This window comes from Buttiauxella sp. A111 (assembly GCF_014189855.1).
Taxonomy (GTDB): Bacteria; Pseudomonadota; Gammaproteobacteria; order Enterobacterales; family Enterobacteriaceae; genus Buttiauxella; species Buttiauxella selenatireducens.
This window is the reverse complement of record NZ_BJFN01000003.1, coordinates 327,074-347,523: the sequence shown is the minus strand read 5'-3', so window position 1 is coordinate 347,523 and position 20,450 is coordinate 327,074. Positions and strand designations below refer to the sequence as shown.

The 20,450-nt window shown below is 49.5% G+C and carries 16 protein-coding genes; 6 read left to right on the top strand and 10 right to left on the bottom strand.

The annotated features are described in order from the left end of the window. The first annotated feature begins 74 nt into the window (after nt 1-74). From cadA to lysS, 3 genes are all read left to right on the top strand, one after another. Entirely contained in the window at nt 75-2,222 is a 2,148-nt protein-coding gene (gene cadA, locus BSPA111_RS10945; RefSeq protein ID WP_183271186.1) for a lysine decarboxylase CadA, read from the top strand. 59 nt (nt 2,223-2,281) lie between these two features. Beyond that, nucleotides 2,282-3,751: an oligopeptide:H+ symporter gene (locus BSPA111_RS10940; RefSeq protein ID WP_183271185.1), complete on the top strand. Its 1,470-nt coding sequence runs from the start codon at nt 2,282-2,284 to the stop codon at nt 3,749-3,751. 267 nt (nt 3,752-4,018) lie between these two features. Next, nucleotides 4,019-5,536, top strand: a complete 1,518-nt coding sequence (lysS, locus tag BSPA111_RS10935; RefSeq protein ID WP_183271184.1) for a lysine--tRNA ligase — start codon at nt 4,019-4,021, stop codon at nt 5,534-5,536. Between the two features lie 57 nt (nt 5,537-5,593). On the opposite strand, the gene BSPA111_RS10930 is transcribed toward lysS, so the two are convergent. Beyond that, a complete protein-coding gene (locus BSPA111_RS10930; RefSeq protein WP_183271183.1) occupies nt 5,594-6,664 on the bottom strand; it encodes a DUF1176 domain-containing protein in 1,071 nt (356 codons plus the stop codon). A gap of 203 nt (nt 6,665-6,867) precedes the next feature. On the opposite strand from BSPA111_RS10930, the gene BSPA111_RS10925 reads away from it, so the two are divergent. Then, nucleotides 6,868-7,224 carry a DUF1294 domain-containing protein gene (locus tag BSPA111_RS10925; protein ID WP_183271182.1) on the top strand — a complete coding sequence of 119 codons (357 nt, stop codon included), beginning with the start codon at nt 6,868-6,870 and terminating at the stop codon, nt 7,222-7,224. A gap of 35 nt (nt 7,225-7,259) precedes the next feature. On the opposite strand, the gene BSPA111_RS10920 is transcribed toward BSPA111_RS10925, so the two are convergent. The 4 genes from BSPA111_RS10920 to BSPA111_RS10905 form a co-directional block, all read right to left on the bottom strand. After that, nucleotides 7,260-8,813: a peptide MFS transporter gene (locus BSPA111_RS10920; RefSeq protein ID WP_183271181.1), complete on the bottom strand. Its 1,554-nt coding sequence runs from the start codon at nt 8,811-8,813 to the stop codon at nt 7,260-7,262. A gap of 272 nt (nt 8,814-9,085) precedes the next feature. Further along, nucleotides 9,086-9,388, bottom strand: a complete 303-nt coding sequence (locus BSPA111_RS10915) for a PTS sugar transporter subunit IIB (RefSeq protein ID WP_183271180.1) — start codon at nt 9,386-9,388, stop codon at nt 9,086-9,088. Nucleotides 9,389-9,392: 4 nt separating this feature from the next. Beyond that, complete coding sequence (locus BSPA111_RS10910; RefSeq protein WP_183271179.1) at nt 9,393-10,709, bottom strand: PTS sugar transporter subunit IIC; 1,317 nt, start codon at nt 10,707-10,709, stop codon at nt 9,393-9,395. Between the two features lie 12 nt (nt 10,710-10,721). Further along, nucleotides 10,722-12,155: a glycoside hydrolase family 1 protein gene (locus tag BSPA111_RS10905; RefSeq protein ID WP_183271178.1), complete on the bottom strand. Its 1,434-nt coding sequence runs from the start codon at nt 12,153-12,155 to the stop codon at nt 10,722-10,724. 264 nt (nt 12,156-12,419) lie between these two features. Between BSPA111_RS10905 and BSPA111_RS10900 the strand changes: the two genes are divergently transcribed. Beyond that, a complete protein-coding gene (locus tag BSPA111_RS10900) occupies nt 12,420-13,331 on the top strand; it encodes an ROK family protein (protein WP_183271439.1) in 912 nt (303 codons plus the stop codon). A gap of 49 nt (nt 13,332-13,380) precedes the next feature. Beyond that, nucleotides 13,381-14,355, top strand: a complete 975-nt coding sequence (locus BSPA111_RS10895; protein ID WP_183271177.1) for a LacI family DNA-binding transcriptional regulator — start codon at nt 13,381-13,383, stop codon at nt 14,353-14,355. A 571-nt stretch (nt 14,356-14,926) separates the two neighbouring features. On the opposite strand, the gene BSPA111_RS10890 is transcribed toward BSPA111_RS10895, so the two are convergent. The 5 genes from BSPA111_RS10890 to cfa form a co-directional block, all read right to left on the bottom strand. After that, nucleotides 14,927-15,430: a non-heme ferritin-like protein gene (locus BSPA111_RS10890; protein ID WP_183271176.1), complete on the bottom strand. Its 504-nt coding sequence runs from the start codon at nt 15,428-15,430 to the stop codon at nt 14,927-14,929. A gap of 490 nt (nt 15,431-15,920) precedes the next feature. Continuing rightward, a complete protein-coding gene (locus BSPA111_RS10885; RefSeq protein ID WP_183271175.1) occupies nt 15,921-17,150 on the bottom strand; it encodes an amino acid permease in 1,230 nt (409 codons plus the stop codon). Nucleotides 17,151-17,269: 119 nt separating this feature from the next. Further along, nucleotides 17,270-17,731, bottom strand: coding sequence for a multidrug/biocide efflux PACE transporter (locus BSPA111_RS10880; RefSeq protein WP_183271174.1), 462 nt, complete (start codon nt 17,729-17,731; stop codon nt 17,270-17,272). Nucleotides 17,732-17,909: 178 nt separating this feature from the next. Next, on the bottom strand, nt 17,910-19,055 hold the full coding sequence (metK, locus tag BSPA111_RS10875; protein WP_183271173.1) for a methionine adenosyltransferase: 1,146 nt from the start codon (nt 19,053-19,055) through the stop codon (nt 17,910-17,912). Nucleotides 19,056-19,108: 53 nt separating this feature from the next. Continuing rightward, complete coding sequence (cfa, locus tag BSPA111_RS10870; RefSeq protein ID WP_183271172.1) at nt 19,109-20,257, bottom strand: cyclopropane fatty acyl phospholipid synthase; 1,149 nt, start codon at nt 20,255-20,257, stop codon at nt 19,109-19,111. Between the last annotated feature and the right edge of the window lie 193 nt (nt 20,258-20,450).

Sequence of the window (20,450 nt, the reverse complement as noted above, 5' to 3'; positions counted from 1 at the left end):
CCCTTTTCCTGGAGCGCCTTCCTGAACCTGTCACACCGTGATGGGAGGGGCTCCCCATATCTGGAGATTCTACTATGAACGTTATCGCAATCATGAATCACATGGGCGTCTACTTTAAAGAAGAGCCTATCCGTGAACTGCATCGCGCCCTTGAACGCCTGGACTTCCGCATTGTTTATCCAAACGACCGCGAAGATTTGTTGAAGCTTATCGAAAACAACGCCCGTTTGTGCGGCGTGATCTTCGACTGGGATAAATACAATCTGGAATTGTGCGAAGAGATCAGCAAATGCAACGAATACATGCCGCTGTACGCATTCGCGAATACCTACTCCACACTGGACGTTAGCCTGAACGACCTGCGTTTACAGGTTCGCTTCTTCGAATATGCGCTGGGTGCTGCGGAAGACATCGCAAACAAAATCAAACAGAACACCGATGAGTACATCGACACGATTCTGCCGCCACTGACCAAAGCGCTGTTCAAATATGTCCGCGAAGGTAAATACACTTTCTGTACTCCAGGACATATGGGCGGTACTGCATTCCAGAAAAGCCCGGTAGGCAGCATCTTCTATGATTTCTTTGGTTCAAACACCATGAAATCAGATATCTCTATTTCGGTTTCTGAATTGGGTTCACTGCTGGATCACAGCGGCCCGCACAAAGAAGCAGAAGAGTACATCGCTCGCGTCTTTAACGCTGAACGCAGCTATATGGTGACCAACGGGACTTCAACCGCGAACAAAATCGTCGGTATGTATTCTGCACCTGCGGGCAGCACCGTACTGATTGACCGTAACTGCCATAAGTCTCTGACTCACCTGATGATGATGAGCAACATTACGCCGATTTACTTCCGTCCAACCCGTAACGCTTACGGGATCCTCGGTGGTATTCCACAGAGCGAATTCCAGCGCGCAACTATCGCAAAACGCGTTAAAGAGACGCCGAATGCGACCTGGCCGGTGCACGCAGTTATCACCAACTCCACCTATGATGGTCTGCTGTATAACACTGATTTCATCAAGAAAACCCTGGATGTTAAATCTATCCACTTTGACTCCGCGTGGGTGCCATACACCAACTTCTCACCAATCTATGCCGGTAAATGCGGGATGAGCGGTGGCCGTGTGGAAGGGAAGGTGATTTATGAAACCCAGTCTACGCACAAACTGCTGGCGGCGTTCTCTCAGGCTTCAATGATCCACGTGAAAGGCGATATCAACGAAGAAACCTTCAACGAAGCCTACATGATGCACACCACCACTTCTCCACATTACGGTGTTGTTGCTTCTACCGAAACTGCCGCTGCGATGATGAAAGGCAATTCCGGTAAGCGTCTGATTGATGGCTCTATTGAACGTTCTATCAAGTTCCGTAAAGAGATCAAACGCCTGAAAGGGGAATCTGAAGGCTGGTTCTTCGACGTCTGGCAGCCAGAGCATATCGATGGTGCGGAATGCTGGCCGCTGCGCTCTGACAGCGCATGGCACGGTTTCAAAAACATCGATAACGAACACATGTATCTTGACCCGATCAAAGTCACTATGTTGACTCCGGGCATGAAGAAAGACGGCACCATGGATGAGTTCGGTATTCCGGCAAGCATTGTGTCGAAATACCTCGACGAACACGGCATCATTGTTGAGAAAACCGGTCCATACAATCTGCTGTTCCTGTTCAGCATCGGTATCGACAAAACTAAAGCACTGAGCCTGCTGCGTGCGCTGACCGATTTCAAACGTTCGTTCGACCTGAACCTGCGTGTGAAAAACATGCTGCCATCTCTGTACCGTGAAGATCCTGAATTCTATGAAAACATGCGTATTCAGGAACTGGCGCAGAACATTCACAAACTGATTGCGCATCACAACCTGCCGGATCTGATGTTCCGCGCCTTCGAAGTGCTGCCAAGCATGATGGTGACTCCGTTCGTTGCTTTCCAGAAAGAGTTGCATGGCCAAACCGAAGAAGTGTATCTCGATGAGATGGTCGGTCGCGTTAATGCCAACATGATCCTTCCGTATCCTCCAGGTGTTCCACTGGTAATGCCAGGTGAAATGATCACCGAAGAGAGTCGTCCGGTGCTGGAATTCTTGCAGATGCTGTGCGAAATCGGCGCTCATTATCCGGGCTTCGAAACCGATATCCATGGCGCATATCGCCAGGCGGATGGTCGTTATACCGTTAAAGTGCTGAAAGAAGAAAACAACAAGTAATTGAAGCTCCAGGGGAAGTGGCTTGCCACTTCCCTTTTTTCACGCAGCAAGGAGACCTCATGAAAACACCCTCACAGCCGCGCGCGATCTATTACATCGTCGCGATTCAAATCTGGGAATACTTCAGCTTTTACGGCATGCGTGCCTTACTCATCCTTTATCTCACCCATCAGCTTGGCTTTGATGACAGCCACGCCATCAGTCTTTTCAGCGCTTACGCTTCTCTGGTTTACGTAACACCTATTCTTGGCGGCTGGCTTGCCGACCGCCTGCTCGGCAATCGCACGGCGGTCATTGCCGGTGCGCTGTTGATGACGCTCGGCCATGTGGTGCTGGGCTTTGAATCTGATTCAATCTGGAGCTTGTACCTCGCGCTGGCGATCATTATTTGTGGCTATGGTCTGTTCAAATCCAATATCAGTTGCCTGCTCGGCGAACTGTACGCCGCTGACGACCATCGTCGCGACGGCGGTTTTTCGCTGCTTTACGCGGCGGGGAACGTAGGATCGATTGCCGCCCCGATCGCCTGTGGACTGACGGCGCAGTGGTATGGCTGGCATATCGGTTTTGCACTGGCGGGGATCGGCATGTTTATCGGCCTGCTGATTTTTTTAAGCGGACATCGCCATTTCAGCCACACCCGTGGCATCGACAAACAGGCGCTGTGCGCCGTGAAGTTTGTGCTGCCAACCTGGGGTTGGTTGGTGGTGATGCTGTGTGTGGCACCGGTGTTTTTCACGCTGCTCCTCGAAAATAACGGGGCCGGTTATCTGCTGGCGATCGTGTGTCTCTTTGCGGCCCAGATGGTGGCGCGGATCATGGTGTCATCGCCGCAGCACCGTCGTGCGCTGTGGCAAATCGTTCTGCTGATGCTGACGGGCACACTGTTCTGGGTTCTGGCCCAGCAGGGCGGAAGCTCTATCAGCCTGTTTATCGACAACTTTGTTAGCCGCCGCTTGCTCAATATTGAAGTGCCGACGGCGCTGTTCCAGTCGGTTAACGCTGTTGCCGTCATGGCGGGTGGCGTAGTGCTGGCGTGGCTGATTCGCCCAGAAGGAAAGACCCGTTCCGTGCTTCGCGTGTGGCTGAAATTTGCCTTTGGCCTGCTGATGATGGGCTGTGGATTTATGCTGCTGGCGCTCAATGCCCGTCATGGCACCGTCGATGGTCACGCTTCAATGGGGCTGATGGTGGGCGGACTGGCGCTGATGGGCTTTGCCGAACTGTTTATTGACCCAGTGGCCATGGCGCAGATCACCCGTCTGAATATGCCGGGCGTGACCGGCATGTTGACCGGAATTTATATGCTGGCGACCGGAGCCGTCGCGAACTGGCTGGCGGGCCTGGTAGCGCAACAGACTACCGAGTCACATATCAGTGAAACGGCGATTGCCGCTTACCAGCACTTTTTCTCGCAAATGGGCGAGTGGACGATTGGCTGCGTGGCGGTGATTGTGCTGTTGGTTATCGCAGGCCGGCTGCTGTTTTCCCCGCCGGTCCCATGTTTGCATGAATCCCGAGGCGATTAATTTTTACCCATACAGAGAGCAGGTGTAAGCCTGCTCCTTGCACTGCGTCATAGTTAGGAGGAGGATATTCTGGTAATAGTGTAGAAAGTCGATGAAATAACTTTAGTTTGTTTGTGTCTGAGTGATATCAGACTGAAATTAGACCTGGTTAAGTAACATTCTATCGCTCGATATTTGACGATGATGCCTGAGAGCGATTGTACTCAGGATAGTGGCCAGGTTCACTTTATCGAAACAAGTATGAAAGCAGGGTTATGAGGAACCAACATGTCTGAACAACAAGCACAACGTGCCGATGAGGCAATTGACCTTAATAATGAACTGAAAACCCGCCGTGAAAAGCTGGCTCAACTTCGTGAGCAGGGTATCCCATTCCCGAATGATTTTCGTCGTGACCATACCTCTGACCAATTGCACACTGAATTCGATGGCAAGGATAACGAAGAACTCGTCTCCCTGAACGTTGAAGTCTCTGTTGCTGGTCGTATGATGACCCGTCGCATCATGGGGAAAGCTTCTTTCGTTACCTTGCAGGATATGGGGGGCCGTATTCAGCTGTATGTCGCCCGTGATTCTCTGCCGGAGGGGCTCTACAACGAACAGTTTAAAAAATGGGACCTTGGCGACATTATTGCCGCGCGCGGTACGCTGTTCAAAACCCAAACTGGTGAGCTTTCTATTCATTGCACCGAGTTGCGTCTGCTGACGAAATCGCTGCGCCCGTTGCCGGATAAATTCCACGGTTTGCAGGATCAAGAAGCGCGTTACCGTCAGCGTTATCTGGATTTGATCTCCAACGACGAATCGCGTCACACGTTTAAAGTGCGTTCGAAAATCCTCGCCACGATGCGCCAGTTCATGGTGGAACGCGGCTTTATGGAAGTCGAAACCCCAATGATGCAGGTGATCCCAGGCGGCGCATCTGCACGTCCGTTCATCACCCATCACAACGCGCTGGATATGGATATGTATCTGCGCATCGCGCCGGAACTGTATCTGAAACGTCTGGTGGTGGGCGGCTTCGAGCGTGTATTCGAGATCAACCGTAACTTCCGTAATGAAGGGATCTCCGTACGTCACAACCCAGAGTTCACCATGATGGAACTCTATATGGCGTATGCGGACTACAAAGATCTGATCGAACTGACTGAATCGTTGTTCCGTACCCTGGCGCTGACTGTGTTGGGTAAAACAGAAGTGCCTTATGGCGATCGGACCTTCGATTTCGGTAAGCCGTTTGAAAAAATGACCATGCGCGAAGCTATCAAGAAATACCGCCCGGAAACTGACATGGCGGATCTGGATAACTTCGATGCGGCGAAAGCCATCGCCGAATCCATCGGTATTCACGTTGAGAAGAGCTGGGGCCTGGGCCGCATCGTCACTGAAATCTTTGACGAAGTCGCTGAAGCGCACCTGATTCAGCCGACCTTTATCACCGAGTATCCGGCTGAGGTGTCTCCACTGGCGCGCCGTAATGACGTGAACCCGGAAGTCACTGACCGCTTTGAGTTCTTCATCGGTGGACGTGAAATCGGTAATGGCTTTAGCGAGCTCAACGATGCCGAAGATCAGGCTGAGCGTTTCCTCGAGCAGGTGAACGCGAAAGCGATTGGTGACGATGAAGCGATGTTCTATGACGAAGACTACGTGACTGCGCTGGAATATGGCCTGCCGCCAACGGCGGGTCTGGGTATCGGTATCGACCGTATGGTGATGCTGTTTACCAACAGCCACACTATTCGCGACGTTATCCTGTTCCCGGCGATGCGTCCGCAGAAGTAAGTCTCAGTAAAGACAAAAGCCCCCTCGCTCTTGAAAGCCAGGGGGCTTTTTTATGACTCAGCGTGTGACGACTCTGGTGGTCAGTGTCGGTAACTCCCATGCGCCACCCGGTCGGATCAGCCGACAACGTCCGGTATCCTGTGCCGCACTGGGTACGAAACGTTCGCCATCCCATGCCCATTCTTGCAGGCTCAGGCAGTCACCCAATCCCCGGCCTTTCATGAAAAATCCAACAATGCCATCCTCATAGGAGGTTGCGCTGTCTGTCACCAGCACAGGAGGGCTCGACATATCATTGTTGATCACAAAATACTCATCGCCAAAGTTGTATGCCGCCATCCAGCAAGGCGCAATGACCAGTGATTGCTTTTCATTGAGGCTCGCGATTTGCCATGTTTCATTGAGTCGCTGGTCATCGCAGTCACTATTTTTACCGACAAGATCGAGCAACGCCGGTTTAATCAGTGCGGTTTCCTGAGGCGTCATGTCACGGCTTTTTTTGTCGCGCACCGGGGCTTTCACTATAACCGGCTGCGGAACAGCCATTTTGACATCAGATTCGCTGTTGCTCCCTTGCTTTATCAGCGCACCCGTCGTGCCCACGCGGCCCTGAACATCATCCATTTTCAGCAATACCGCGCTGGAGCCCGCGCCGGAGAAAGGGTATTCATGCAGATTGTTTTTAAAGCTGATTTTGCTGTCGCGGCGCAGTGCCTGCTTAAAGGCGGTGAATTGCGTTTCACTCATTTTCCAGGCATCGCCATCGACCGCTAAAAGCTTGCCAAGAGAGTGCTTATCTATCAGCAGTTGTGGCGCTCCGGCCGTTTTGGTCGCCGCTTCGCCGTCATAATCTCCAGGCATTACCAGGTTGGTCACCGGCGTCGATGGCCCCGCGGTTCGCGTAATCAGGACCGTTACCGCAGGATCAACATCATCTGCTGAGTAGCCAACTGCACGGCAGGTTAGGGTGTTATCACAAACCAGATCCCAGTCTTTATGCGTGAAACTTAATGATTCCGGCGAAGGTGCTGCAACTGCGCCTTGTGATACGGCTAATAACAGGCCTGCAATAAAAAGCCCAGGGCTGCGCTTATTGAAAACTTTCCGTCTGTCTTTCCATTTATTCATGATTCATCCCTTTAATAACGTCATGTTGTTCTGATTATTCAAACGCGAACCCGCCTGCTGAAACGCCGGGCAGGTTTTATTAACGACAACGGAATAGTGAAGCGTTTGACCAGGCGGATGTCAATGCAGGGAGATGACTCAGCGCTTTCTTAATCGGGTATAATCGCGCATCTTTTTTAGCTGAGAACCCTGTGGTTAACGGTATGAACCTCAATCGTTTCTGTTATTTGCTTCTGGCCTTCGCGGCGATAGGGAGCGCATTCTTGCCTCACCCTTATGTTATGTGGTTCTTGCTTGCCAACATCCTGACTTTGGTGATTTACGGTGCGGATAAAATGGCTGCACGAAAAGCTTGGCGCCGCGTGCCGGAGTCTACATTGTTGATGTTTGGTTTTGTCGGTGGGTGGCCTTGCGCCATTTTGGGTCAGCAAATCTTTCGCCATAAAACGCAAAAGCAGCCATTCAAAACTTACTTCATTATCAGTGTGGTGTTGAATATCGTGGTATTGGTGGTGCTATCTCGTTTTGTCACGCTCGATGTGACTCATTACTCTTTATAAAATGAGGCCGATCTCTCGATCGGCCTCATTACTGCTTAAGCCTCGGTTACCGGTTTGTTTTCCGTCTTCACCTGGGTATTTTCCAGCATTTTACGTACTGGAATAATCAGCACGAACAGTACCGCAGCACAGATCAGCAGCGCAATGGAACAACGCGCGAAGAGGTTAGGCAGCATATCCAGCTGATCGGCTTTCACGTGACCGCCAATCAGACCTGCCGCCAGGTTGCCCAGCGCACTGGCGCAGAACCATAGCCCCATCATCTGGCCACGCATTCTTTCCGGAGCCAGCAGCGTCATGGTCGCCAGACCAATTGGGCTCAGGCACAGCTCGCCGAGTGTCAGCATCAGAATGCTTCCCACCAGCCAGAATGGCGATACGCCAGCTCCGCCGCTGTTCAGAACATTTTGTGCCGCCATCATCATCAGACCAAAGCCCGCAGCCGCGCACAGAATGCCGATGATAAACTTGGTGATGCTGCTTGGGCGGATGTTTTTCCGCGCCAGCGAAGGCCATGCCCAGCTAAATACTGGCGCCAGTAAAATGATAAACAGCGCATTGATAGACTGGAACCACACTGCCGGGATCTCAAAATCGCCGATCATGCGGTCGGTATAGTCGTTAGCAAAGAGGTTGAATGAGGTCGGTTTCTGCTCAAATGCGGACCAGAAGAAGGCCGCAGAAACTAACAGAATGAAGCAAACCAGCAGTCTGGCGCGCTCTTTACGGTTAAGGCCTGCGAACATAAACAGGTAGATAAAATAGCAGGCAACGGAGGCCGCAATTACGTACACCAGTACGCTGGCAACCGCGACGGGGTTAATGACGATCACACCTTGCGATATCAGCGTAACGACAATCGCCACACCGGCCGCCAGTACCAGCAACCAGGCACCTACACCGTTTTTCTTCGAAACTGGATTGTTCCAGGTGGAATCCAGGCCAACTTCGCTGTCGTAACGTTTCATCGCCGGAACGGCATAGACGCGGAAGATGATCAGCGCCACCAGCATACCGATACCACCGATACCAAAGCCCCAATGCCAACCGTGGGTTTTTATCAGCCAGCCGGAAACCAGCGGCGCGATAAACGAACCAATATTGATGCCCATATAGAACAGTGAGAAACCGCCGTCACGGCGCGCATCACCTTTCTTATATAGCGTTCCCACCATGACCGAGATGCACGTCTTGAACAGGCCAGAGCCAAGAACAATAAACATCAGGCCGATAAAGAACAGGTTGTTGCCAAACACGGCGGACAACGCTATCGACAGGTGTCCGATGGCAATGAGAATCGAACCGTACCAGACGGCTTTCTGCTGCCCAAGCCAGTTATCCGCCAGCCAACCACCAGGCAGTGCGGCCAGATACATACAGCCCGCAAAGATACCGACGATTGCCGATGCGTTTTCCCGCGCAAGGCCCAGGCCGCCGTCGTAAACCGTCGCAGCCATGAACAGAATGAGTAAGGGACGGATCCCATAAAATGAGAACCGCTCCCACATCTCAGTGAAGAATAGTGAGCCTAGAGGATAAGGATGGCCGAAGAAGGTTCGGCTCTCGTTTTTGTTAACCGAGGATTGCATAAATTCTCCAAAGAAGGTGTGTCGTTGTTTTTATGAGTCGCGAAATGCCCGGCGGTTATCTGACTTGCCGCTCTTTAACATTCAGCAATTATTATGAGATAGCTGGTTTTGTCTAGTGCCAACCGCAGAACTTTTAGACGAAAAAACGTCGAATGTCTACTTTTACAGATTTTATATCGGAGAATTGGAAGCAATGTTGGATATCTGAAAGACGAGATAAGGGGGGAAGGAGAGGGTGGGGAAGGGAGCCGAAACTCCCTGAAAATCAGTCGTTATTTTTTCATCTTGATGGCCATAGCAAGCACGCCCGGCCCGTTCATACGGCCATAATCCAGCATAGGAATCGCCTCCACAGGAACGCTACCCGCCGTGATCGTCTCAACGCGCGATTTAAGATAACTCACCTGCGGTCCCAGCAGGATAACGTCAGCTTTTTTCCACTCCTCATTGAGCTTAGCGTCAGGAATGGCCCAGATATCAGCTTCAATATCTTGTTGCTTAGCCGCCTCAACCATTTTATTCATCAGCATGCTGGTGGACATACCGGCGTTACAAACGAGCATTATTTTAATCATTTTCTTATCCTTGGGATGATGCAGCCTGCGCCATCGCGACGCGCTCAGCAAATTTGAGGAACGGGAGATAGAAGCAAACGGTGATTGCAATCAGCAAAGCCTGTAGGACAGACGCCCGCCAGTCACCACCTGTTGCCAGAAATCCGGAGATAATCGGTGGCGTAGTCCAGGGGATCTGAACCGTCACATGGTTAATCCAGCCCCAGGCCGTCGCGTAATAAGCTGTCGTTAAGCTTATGACGGGAGCCAGGACGAACGGGATGATAAGCACCGGGTTAAAGACTATCGGCAGCCCAAAAATAATCGGCTCACTGATATTAAAAAGACAGGGGGCAGTGGAGAGCTTCGCAATGTCACGGTAATCCGCTTTCCGGCTGAACAGGTAAATGGCAATAAGCAGCGCAATGGTATTCCCCGATCCGCCCATCACCCCAAAGGTGTCTTTAAACGCCATACAGATGATGTTGGGAATATCCTGGTGTTGAGCAAACGCGAGGGTGTTTTCCTGCATGTTGTTTAGCAAGAATGGATCCAGCAATGCGCCAGAGATAACGCCCTGATGAATGCCCACTGAGAAGAAGAGGTTAGCCACAGTGGTAATCAGCAAGAATCCCGGCAGGCTGGTCGTTACGGATTTTAAGGGTTGCTGTATCAACGTTGCGATGAGCGTGTTGACGTCCATTCCGCTGAGACTTTGCACCGCAAAGGAGAACAGGGCAAAGACAATCATCGTCAGCATAATGGGGATGAGCGTATTGAATGAACGCACAACGGCGGGGGGAATAGCCCCGCCGCTGATATTGACCTGCAATCGTTTTGCATTCGCTAAGCGGATGAAAAGCGATGTGACCACAAGACCCGTCAGGATCCCGACAAACATCCCGGCCGATCCCGTCGAAGCGAATGAAATCCCGCCCGTCACGGTCACGCTTTTCTGCGTCAGTACGTCGGTCAAATGAATGCTTTCCGGCATGAAAATGACGACAGTCGCAATGGACAGCAATACCGGTGCAATAGGGTCCGCATACCCTTTGTTCTGGCAAAGGTGATAGGCAATCGCCCCAGCAATCAGCACCGAAATAAAGTTAAGCGAGCCATTAACGATGGAATTCCCCACCTGTTGCCAATGGGTGAGCGTCGCGTTGCTGATAAAGCCGGAGAGGATCCCTTCTGGTTTAATCAGGGTGTTGTTGAGAAGCACCATCAGGCCTGCCAGTACAAAGAATGGCATTAAGGTGGCAAATGCATCGCGCAATGAGCGCAAATGGACCTGCCCGCCGATGCGCTGGGCGACGTTAACCGCTTGATCAAGTAATTTCATTGCGTATTCGCCTCAAAAATCAACATACAGCCCGTTGAAAGAAAAACCATTATCCCGGCTCAATGCCTGATAAAACTCGCCGCTTTTCTTGATGGTGCGTTGCTGCGTGGCCAGATCAAGGCTGACTAATCCATAGCGGTTTTTGTAGGCGTTAATCCATGACCAGCAGTCAATAAATGTCCACAGGTGATAGCCTTTAATATTGCATCCGTCGGTAATAGCCTGATGAAGGTAGGCCAGATGGTTCTGGATAAAACCGATGCGGTAGTCGTCCTGTACCTGGCCGTCGCGCATGAAGCGTTCTTCGTTTGACACGCCCATTCCGCTTTCAGATATAAAGGATTCGATGTTGCCGTAGTTGTCCCGGATATCGATGCACAGATCGTAAATCCCTTGTTCGTATATCTCCCATCCGCGATGGGGGTTAAATTTACGGCCAGGCATGACATAGCTTTCAAAGTACCATTCCGGCATAAATGGGGACTGAGGATTGACGGCGTGAGAACGCGCTTTCACCCGGCGTGGTTCGTAGTAGTTGAGACCTAAGATCTGGACCGTATTTTCGCGAATATCGCAGAGATCTTTTTCGGTGTGAGAAGGAATCAGGTCATGCAAACGCAGGGTTTCAACCAGTTTGGCTGGGAAAGTCCCTTTAACTGACGGATCGAGGAAACTGCGGTTGTAGAACAGATCCGCATATACCGCGGCCTCAACATCAAGTGGATTTTCGGAGCGTGGGTAGGTCGGACTCAGATTAAGAATGATGCCGATTTTGCTGCTGCGATCCGGATGAATATTCTGATGTTCTTTGAACGCTTTGATTGCCAGGGCACTGGCGAGAATCGTGTTGAAACCTACCTGCACGCCGCGTTTGAAGTCGATAACGTTTGGATAATGGAAATCTTCCATGTACCCGCCCAGCACCGGCCCCAGTGGTTCGTTAAACGTAAACCAATGGAAGACCAGATCGCCAAATTCACGGAAGCAGGTGGCGCAGAAATTGACGTAAGCATCGACAACGGCTCGGTTTTCCCATCCGCCAATCTTCATCATCTCTTCTGGCATATCGAAATGGTACAGGTTCGCAAAGGGCTTGATGCCTGCTGCCACCATTTCACTCAGCATGGCCCGGTAGAACGTCACGGCTTCAGCGCAAACTTCGCCAGCGCCCTGAGGGAACAGACGAGCCCAGGAGATAGATAAGCGGAATGAGTTATGACCGGTTTGCTTCATCAACTGAATATCATCGACATAGCGATTGAAAAAATCAGTCGTCACGTCGGTATTCACGCCATGATAGAAGCGATTTGGGTGCGCATCCCAGGACATATCCCACTGAGTACGCCCTTTACCCGTATTGCCCCTGCCTTCAGCCTGCTCGGCAGACCATGCACTTCCCCACCAGAAATCTTCCGGAAAGGATAAAAATTCAGTTTTGAGTTTCATGCGGCTTCCCTGTTGCTTCGTTGTTTATAAGTTTCGATAGGTTCAGTGCCTATCTCTTTGAGGAGCATTGTGAATTCCAGTAACGCAGCCAATCATATGGCTTTTGTTTTTGTTTAGTAAACGAGTTGTATTTAGTTATTTTGTTTATGTGATTACTGTCACTATCAACAAATGTTCCGGTTTTAATCGCAACGTTTACGATTAGGATAGCGAGCAGAAACGGCTGTTTACTCAATGGAATAGTGGAGGTATTGCGTGCTAAGCATGGGGCTGGATATTGGTGGGACGAAAACGGAAGCGGTCATTCTGGACTCTCTCGGGAGCGCACTGGTGACGAAGCGAATCCCTACCGTTAAGACGTGCTACACAGGATTTTTGACGTCGCTGGTAAGCTTTATTCAGGAGATGCGCAAATCAGTCGCGGAGCCTGTCAGCATTGGTATTTGCCTGCCCGGGACCGAAGATGCCGGAACAAAGCTCATCAAAAATTCAAACATTGTGGTCCTCAACCAGAATCCGCTGATCCATGATCTTGAGCGTTTACTGGAACAACCGGTAGCCTGGGATAATGACGCGAATTGTTTCACGTTGTCTGAAGCCACCGATGGAGCGGGGGCAGAAGCGAGGAGCGTATTTGGCGCAATCTTAGGGACAGGGTGCGGCGGTGGGCTCTCTATGGATAAGGTTCTCTGGCGTGGCCACAACAGTAATGCCGGAGAATGGGGGCATAACCCGCTCCCGCTTTACAACGAGCGTGATGATGGACCGGCAGTTCAGTGCTATTGCGGTAAATTTAATTGCACTGAGTCATTTATTTCGGGAACGGGGCTGGCGCGTCAGTATGAGTTGATTCAGCGGGAAGCAATCGATGCAAAAGGTGTTTTCGCGCTTATCGAACAGGAAAACAAGACGGCCGTTGCGCTTTACCAGACTTTCCGGGACCAACTCGCCCGGGCGCTGGCCTCGGTCATAAACATTTGTGATCCGAATATTATTGTTATCGGCGGGGGAGTATCACGCTACCCGGCTCTGTTCAGCCATCTGACAGAGGACGTGGGCAGGTATATATTCAATACATCCTGTTCAACACCCATTGTTCCTGCGATGCACGGGGACAGCAGCGGTGTGCGGGGGGCGGCCTGGTTAGGACGTGATGCGGCCCGCAGACTGGGTTAAAATGTGACATTACCGTTTATTTTTGAATATTAAGAAGGGCAGGAGAAGCATGCTGAAGGCTGTGAGAGTCAGGGACATTGCTCAAAAGTCAGGTGTATCGGCTGGGGCTGTTTCACGCGCGCTGAATAACCGTCCTGGTCTGAGCGATGAAACCAGGCAACGCGTGATACAAACGGCAAAAGAGCTCGGCTATGATTTTACCCGACTCCAGGACAGCAAGATTAAAAAAATTCTTTTCATTCTCCACCGGCAGCACAACACGGCGAATGCGATGAGTTTTTATTCTCCGCTCCTGCTCTCTGTCGAAAACGCCTGCAGCGAACGTAGCATAGCACTGAGTTTTCTCGTCATTGGGCCGACCGATAACATCTCGCAGCAAGTGTTACAGCACGCCCCTGATGCGCTGCTGTGCGTTGGTTTTATTGAACCAGAGATATTGGCAGAGATAAGACAAATGCCTTTGCCCCTTGTCCTGGTCGATCATGCAATCCCAGGTATGCAAAGCATTAACCCGGATAATTACCAGGGCAGCATGTTGCTCACAAAACACCTCATTGAACGGGGTTACCAGCGGATTGCTTTTCTGGCGAGCAGCCTTGCGCACTACAGCATCAGGCAGCGGGAACGCGGCTACCGGCAGGCGTTATTTGAAGCGGGTATGCTGATGTCTCCGCAGTACGAAGTGACGGCTCCATCGCTCACCGAGCTAACCCAGTCTTTGGAATATGCACTCGATGAGCTTATGGCACTTCCTGAGCCACCCGATGCACTGTTTTGTTACAACGACTCTGCGGCAATTGTGGCGCTGAACTACTGTCAGTCAAAAGGGATTCGGGTACCGGAAGATTTGGGTATCGTCGGTTTTGATGATATTGAACTCGCCAGGCATGTCACACCGGCACTCACAACGCTTGCTATTGACAGAGCAACCCTTGGGAAACGAGCTGTCGAAATGCTGGTGGCACTGTCAGAAGGTGAGAATGAGCTGTTACCCGTTAAACTTATTATTCGGTCAAGTGCATGATTTTAAATACAGTATCATCTGTTAGATCTGCCGTTATTATATAATTAATCCTGGTGGTGCTGTTCTTTTATATATTCGAGCAGTCGCCACAAAAATAGATAAATGATTATTCCAGCCCAACACACCTCGAGTATATAACTTGTCATTGCGGTTCTTATTTCGTGAAACCCCGTCCAGTTTAGCACCGCTATGATAATGAAAAGTATCAGGCTAAGTATGGGAAGGATAAAAACAGACATTATAAACGAACGAATAAGCAGCCATGTAAAAGGTTTCAGCACTCCAAAAAGTTTCCCAAAATACTTTTTCAACGTAGAGATCCTGTATTTTCCGAAATTTATTGCACGATATAACTGCTTATGAGTAACGCTGTGTTTTAGATAGAGAATATACGCACCCTTTCATCCTGAAAGGGAACGCCGCCATTCAATCGCAGTCATTTGCCAACCACCCGCACACTTCACGACTGTTTATTTACCGGTTCTGGCTGAGTGATCCGGTAAACAGCAGCAATAGTTCCACCTACGCTAATTTTGTGGCGGATCATTAACTCTTCTTTTGGGAGGGGTTCTTAATGGAGTTGCTTGTTGACCATGTTCATCAGACGCCGATCGGTTTGTTGCATGCATAACCCCGCTTTGTGTGAAATTCGTACTTCATCCAGGAGGTTTTGCAGCAGCAGACCATTCTGTTGGTGTTCTTTTTTCATGATGAAAAGAAAGTGTGCGGTGCTGTCGTCGTTCAGAGACTTGGCTACTTTGGTAAATTCAACAAGAGTTGCAGAGAGTTTCTGGTGTTCTCCCAGAATTTTCTGAAACAAATCTTCAAGGGTTGAGCAGCGTTCATCACCAAACTGTGTGCCACTCACTATTGGGTGATCACCTGATTTTTTTATAAAATCAAACAATTGAATGACGTGTGTTACATTAATCTGCGCCTGTGCCCGTAAAAAATTTGCAGCTCCAATCAGTTTGTTTTCTGAACACCAGTCGCTTAAGTGTAGGTAAAGATTAGACGCAGAAAACTCCAGATTCATCTGCGTATTAAGATTTTGAACCATGCCTGACATCACCATACGAAACCCCCGATTACTTGAATAAATGGCGCTTTCTGAAAAGGAATATTTGTTTATTACATTAAATTTACAAACTTAGCGTGAAATTAACCTAAAAAGATCATTTCACGCTTCCGCTGGCGGGCTATACGGCACGGCACGCTGCATGTATGGCGAACAATAAGATATTTTTCATTGCGAATAAACATCTTGTTTCATTTATTTTCATTTTTTTTATACACCGATGCAAAATATGAATTGATGTCAAATGGTTACACTTATTCTCATTGGGTGTTAATGCACAAGCCCCCGCAGGGCAGCGCACCAGCATGGGTTGCAGTATTCGAGTCAACAATAAAAAATATTATTAATCAATGAATTAATAAATAAAGAGAACGGAAAAGTGAGTGGAAACAGGAACAGTAAGGCGAGGAGTGGCTGGGGTTAGAGACACAGGGAGAAGAGGAGGTTGCAGCACGCCGTTTTTAACGCGCGTGCTGCATATTTATGGTTAGGCGATAAACATTACCGACACGCACAGCACACCGACAATCAGCGTCAGCAAACTGCCGATCGAGCGGTAAGGCTTCAGAGCCGGGATCAGATACGTCGATAAGGTTGGCATAATGAACAGGATGATGGCGATCAGAGGTCCGCTGATGGCATAAATCATCGAGATGGCGTTTGGATTAATGCAGCACACCACAAAGGTGATCACGGATACCCCGATAATCGACACTGCCCGGTTAAAGGCGCGGCTCTTCTTCACACCTATCTGATTTAAAGATGATTTCACTATCTCTGTTGCCCCCTCAATCACACCAAAATAGGTGCCGAGAAAGGACTTCGACATCGCGACAATTGCCACCACGATACCGGAAATCCCAAGCCAGGCAGGGGAGGAGGGCATCATGGAGAGTGCAGAAAGAATGGTGACCCCTTCTTCTTTTGCAGCGATGATGTACGACGGTGGGATCGACAGCAGGCAACTAAAGACAAAGAACAGCACGCTCAGGCAGATAATCAGATACGTCACCTTCATGATGCGGGTACATTTGCCCATTGCAGCTTCGCCATACTTCTCACGGCGGTCGACGGCAAAAGTCGAAATAATCGGGGTATGACTAAAGGCGAACACCATCACCGGAATGGAGATCCACACCTGGTGTAATGTGTGCCGATCGAGGTTCACCTGGCTGGTGAGCAGCGAGGGCTGCCAGCTGCCGGTGAGATACAACGATACCAACAGGAAGTAAGCGATCAGCGGGAAGACCAGAAAACCCATCACCCGGATGGTAGCCTGACGCCCCATCAGAAAGATCAGATTTAACGCCAGCACCACGCCCAGGCTGACCAGCACTCGCACGGTCAAATCTACCGTCATACGTTTTGCCAGCTGTTCGGTGAGCGAATTGGTAATTGCCACGGCATAAATTAATACCACCACAAAAAACGCGACAAAATAGAGCGTGGTGATCAGATTACCGATTGTCTTGCCATAGTAATGGGTGACCGCACCGGTGATCCCTTCATTGCCTTTTGTCCTGGCAGAGAGAATGAACTGACATAAGGCTCTGTGCGGCCAGTAGGTGAGTGGATATGCCACGAGGGCGGTGATGAGCAGAACGATAGCACCTGCAGAACCCAATTGAATGGGTAGAAACAAGGTTCCTGCGCCCACGGCAGTGCCGTACAGGGCAAAGCTCCAGAGGGTTTCTTCTTTAGACCAGATTTTCAACATGAGATAAATGTATCAACTATAAAACCAACGAAACAAAGGTTATTTTACCATATTGGCGCGTTGTGGTCGCAGTTGATGCCAGGGAAAGAAGGCCGGAAAGCATTTCCGGCCGGGGAGGGTTAGTCTGTGATAGCTCGCTGCTGCTGGCGTCGCGTCATCAAACGATCGCGCAGAGTGTCGTACGCCCAGTTATAAAGCATGGTGTACGGCAGGAAGAAAATAAAGAAGCCTATTTCCAGGGTGAATGCCTGAAGCAGACTTACCCCCAGCACCATCGACACAATGCCGACGCCGATAAAAATAAACCCGACTTCAAAGCCGAGGGCGTGCAGGGCGCGGACTTTGGCGGTGCGGATCACTTTATGCCTCGGCCACAACCTGTCGAAACCGGCGTTATAGATGATGTTCCAGATCATCGCTGTGGTGGCGAGGATAATGGTTAATCCCCCCATCTCCAGCACCGGGCGCTGCATTAGCCAGGCGGTCGTCGGAGCGAGGATCGCCGTGGCAATACCCTCGAAACAGACGGCGTGGAAGATGCGTTCCGACAGTTTCCTGCGTTGAATATCGTTGTGCTGCATAACCTGAAACCTCGTTGCAAGCCAGAATGGGCATGGTCAGGTCGCTATTTTTATCGGTTAAACTGATATATTAAAGTTAGATTCCATCGATAAAATAGATACATCATGTGCTACTCAACGGCAGCGTGCCTGTGTTGATATATGATTGATTCATCAGTCATGCCTGGTAGAGAAAATGTTAAAGGAAACAACGTAGAAGGTCAGCTTTATCTGTCTGTTCCCAGCTAAATATATCACGTCCAAAATGACCATAGGCCGCTGTTTGCTGATAAATAGGTTGCAATAAATTAAGCGAGTGAATTAATCCATGTGGACGAAGGTCAAAAAATTCGCGAATAAGCATAATTAGAGTTTCATTCTTAAGTTTTCCCGTTCCAAATGTTTCCACCATAATTGACGTGGGCTCTGCAACTCCAATGGCATAAGAAATTTGAATTTCACAACGCTCAGCTAACCCAGCTGCGACAATATTTTTTGCAACATAGCGTGCAACATAAGCTGCTGAACGATCTACTTTTGAAGGATCTTTGCCTGAAAATGCACCACCACCATGACGCGCCATACCGCCGTAAGTATCAACAATGATTTTTCGGCCTGTTAGCCCGCAGTCACCCATTGGGCCGCCAATAACGAACCGGCCAGTCGGATTAATAAAGTATTTGGTCTCACGCGTTAGCCACTCTTGTGGCAAAACAGGTTTAATTATCTCTTCCATGACGCCTTCGCGCAAAATTTGCTGAGTCACGGTTTCACTATGTTGTGTAGATATAACAACAGTATCGATACCGGTAATTTTACCGTTCTCATAAGCAAGCGTGACCTGGCTTTTTGCATCAGGCCTTAACCATGGCAATAAACCGTTTTTTCGCACTTGTGCCTGGCGAGCCATTAAGCGGTGAGCAAAGGTGATAGGTGCGGGCATTAACGCGTCGGTTTCATTCGAGGCATAGCCAAACATAATCCCTTGATCACCCGCACCTTGATTCGCCTGGTCCTCTCGATCAACGCCACGATTAATATCAGGAGACTGTTTACCAATCGCACTTAATACCGCACAGGTATTCGCGTCAAAACCCATTTCTGAGCTGTTATATCCAATATCATGGATGGTGCGGCGCACAATTTCTTCAATATCCACCCAGGTGTCGGTAGTAATTTCTCCCCCCACTAAAACCATGCCCGTTTTGACCAGAGTTTCACAAGCGACACGTGCTTTTGGGTCTTGCTCAATAATAGCATCAAGAATGGCATCAGAAATTTGATCGGCTATTTTGTCTGGGTGCCCTTCAGAAACGGATTCTGAGGTGAATAATTGTTGTGACATACGAAAATCCTTAAATTAATAACTGACATATTGAGTCGTCGTAACAGAAGATACTAGCGATAAACGTACATCCCGCCTTCGACACCACGGCTAAATAACACTTGCCAGAGCTGAATATCACGCGCGCGGAAAGCTCCCGCACAAGACATCAGGTAATAATTGAACATGCGTTTAAATGACTCGGTATAATTATTTTGAATCTCCGGCCAGAAACGATTAAAACGCTGATGCCACTCCATTAATGTCAGGTCATAATCAGCGCCGAAGTTATGCCAGTCTTCGACGACAAAATGCGGTTCTGACGCGCTCGCGATTTGTTTCACAGAAGGTAGACAACCGTTGGGGAAAATATATTTATTAATCCAGGCATCGACATTGTTATCAGATTTATTTGCACCGATAGTATGAAGCAGGAACATTCCGCCCGGTTTAAGGCAACGGTTCACCACTTCAAAATAGGTGTCGTAGTTTTTTGGGCCGACATGTTCAAACATACCGACTGAAACAATGCGGTCAAACGTGGTGTCGAGGTCGCGATAATCCATCAGCTTGATAGAGACATCCAGCCAGGTGCAACGATCCTGAGCCATTTTCTGTTGCTCTTCTGAAATGGTCACGCCAGTAACATGAACATTGTAATGTTCGGCGGCGTACTGCGCCAAACCGCCCCAGCCACAGCCAATATCCAGCAATCTCATACCGGGTTGCAGCTGCAATTTTTCACACAGCATTTTCAATTTGGCTTCTTGAGCCTGTGGCAAACTGGTCGCTTTTTTCCAGTAGCCGCAGGAATACTGCATATAAGGATCGAGCATTTTGGCGAACAAATCATTGCCGATATCGTAATGCTCTTTGCCAACAATCCACGCGCGTTTACGCGTCTGTAAATTGAACAAACGCATACCTGCGACACGGATTAAGTCCCTGAAGTTTTTTGGCATTTTCTCATCGAGTTTTGCGCGAAGGATTTTCTCAAAGAAAACATCCAGTGCCGCGCAATCCCACCAACCTTCCATGTAGGATTCGCCGAGGCCAATAGAACCTTCCTGCAAAACACGTTTATAAAAGTCAGGATTGTGTACCTGAATATCCCAGCGACGGCTTCCGTTAAAGCGGATATCAGCCTGGTTTAAAAGATCTTCTGCAATCCGATACCAGTTGTCTTTGCGTGGGACGGGTGCACTTTCAACTTCAACACTCATATCTCATCCTCAGTAAAAGCTTATGTCAGTTTTCTACTCGACTATCAGAACTTGTTTATATTTCGTCAAAAGGCTAGCCTGGCGTTCAACGTTTTCCACAACATCAACGTATTTCCAGGTTTGCTATTAATTCACAATCAATCATTAAAAAGATCATAGGTGACTCACGTTGCTATCTTATTTTGGAGAGGGT

Coding starts and splice junctions, on each gene's coding strand:
- cadA (WP_183271186.1), top strand. CDS start 75: ATGAACGTTATCGCAATCATGAATCACATGGGCGTCTACTTTAAAGAA.
- BSPA111_RS10940 (WP_183271185.1), top strand. CDS start 2,282: ATGAAAACACCCTCACAGCCGCGCGCGATCTATTACATCGTCGCGATT.
- lysS (WP_183271184.1), top strand. CDS start 4,019: ATGTCTGAACAACAAGCACAACGTGCCGATGAGGCAATTGACCTTAAT.
- BSPA111_RS10930 (WP_183271183.1), bottom strand. CDS start 6,664: ATGAATAAATGGAAAGACAGACGGAAAGTTTTCAATAAGCGCAGCCCT.
- BSPA111_RS10925 (WP_183271182.1), top strand. CDS start 6,868: ATGAACCTCAATCGTTTCTGTTATTTGCTTCTGGCCTTCGCGGCGATA.
- BSPA111_RS10920 (WP_183271181.1), bottom strand. CDS start 8,813: ATGCAATCCTCGGTTAACAAAAACGAGAGCCGAACCTTCTTCGGCCAT.
- BSPA111_RS10915 (WP_183271180.1), bottom strand. CDS start 9,388: ATGATTAAAATAATGCTCGTTTGTAACGCCGGTATGTCCACCAGCATG.
- BSPA111_RS10910 (WP_183271179.1), bottom strand. CDS start 10,709: ATGAAATTACTTGATCAAGCGGTTAACGTCGCCCAGCGCATCGGCGGG.
- BSPA111_RS10905 (WP_183271178.1), bottom strand. CDS start 12,155: ATGAAACTCAAAACTGAATTTTTATCCTTTCCGGAAGATTTCTGGTGG.
- BSPA111_RS10900 (WP_183271439.1), top strand. CDS start 12,420: ATGGGGCTGGATATTGGTGGGACGAAAACGGAAGCGGTCATTCTGGAC.
- BSPA111_RS10895 (WP_183271177.1), top strand. CDS start 13,381: ATGCTGAAGGCTGTGAGAGTCAGGGACATTGCTCAAAAGTCAGGTGTA.
- BSPA111_RS10890 (WP_183271176.1), bottom strand. CDS start 15,430: ATGGTGATGTCAGGCATGGTTCAAAATCTTAATACGCAGATGAATCTG.
- BSPA111_RS10885 (WP_183271175.1), bottom strand. CDS start 17,150: ATGTTGAAAATCTGGTCTAAAGAAGAAACCCTCTGGAGCTTTGCCCTG.
- BSPA111_RS10880 (WP_183271174.1), bottom strand. CDS start 17,731: ATGCAGCACAACGATATTCAACGCAGGAAACTGTCGGAACGCATCTTC.
- metK (WP_183271173.1), bottom strand. CDS start 19,055: ATGTCACAACAATTATTCACCTCAGAATCCGTTTCTGAAGGGCACCCA.
- cfa (WP_183271172.1), bottom strand. CDS start 20,257: ATGAGTGTTGAAGTTGAAAGTGCACCCGTCCCACGCAAAGACAACTGG.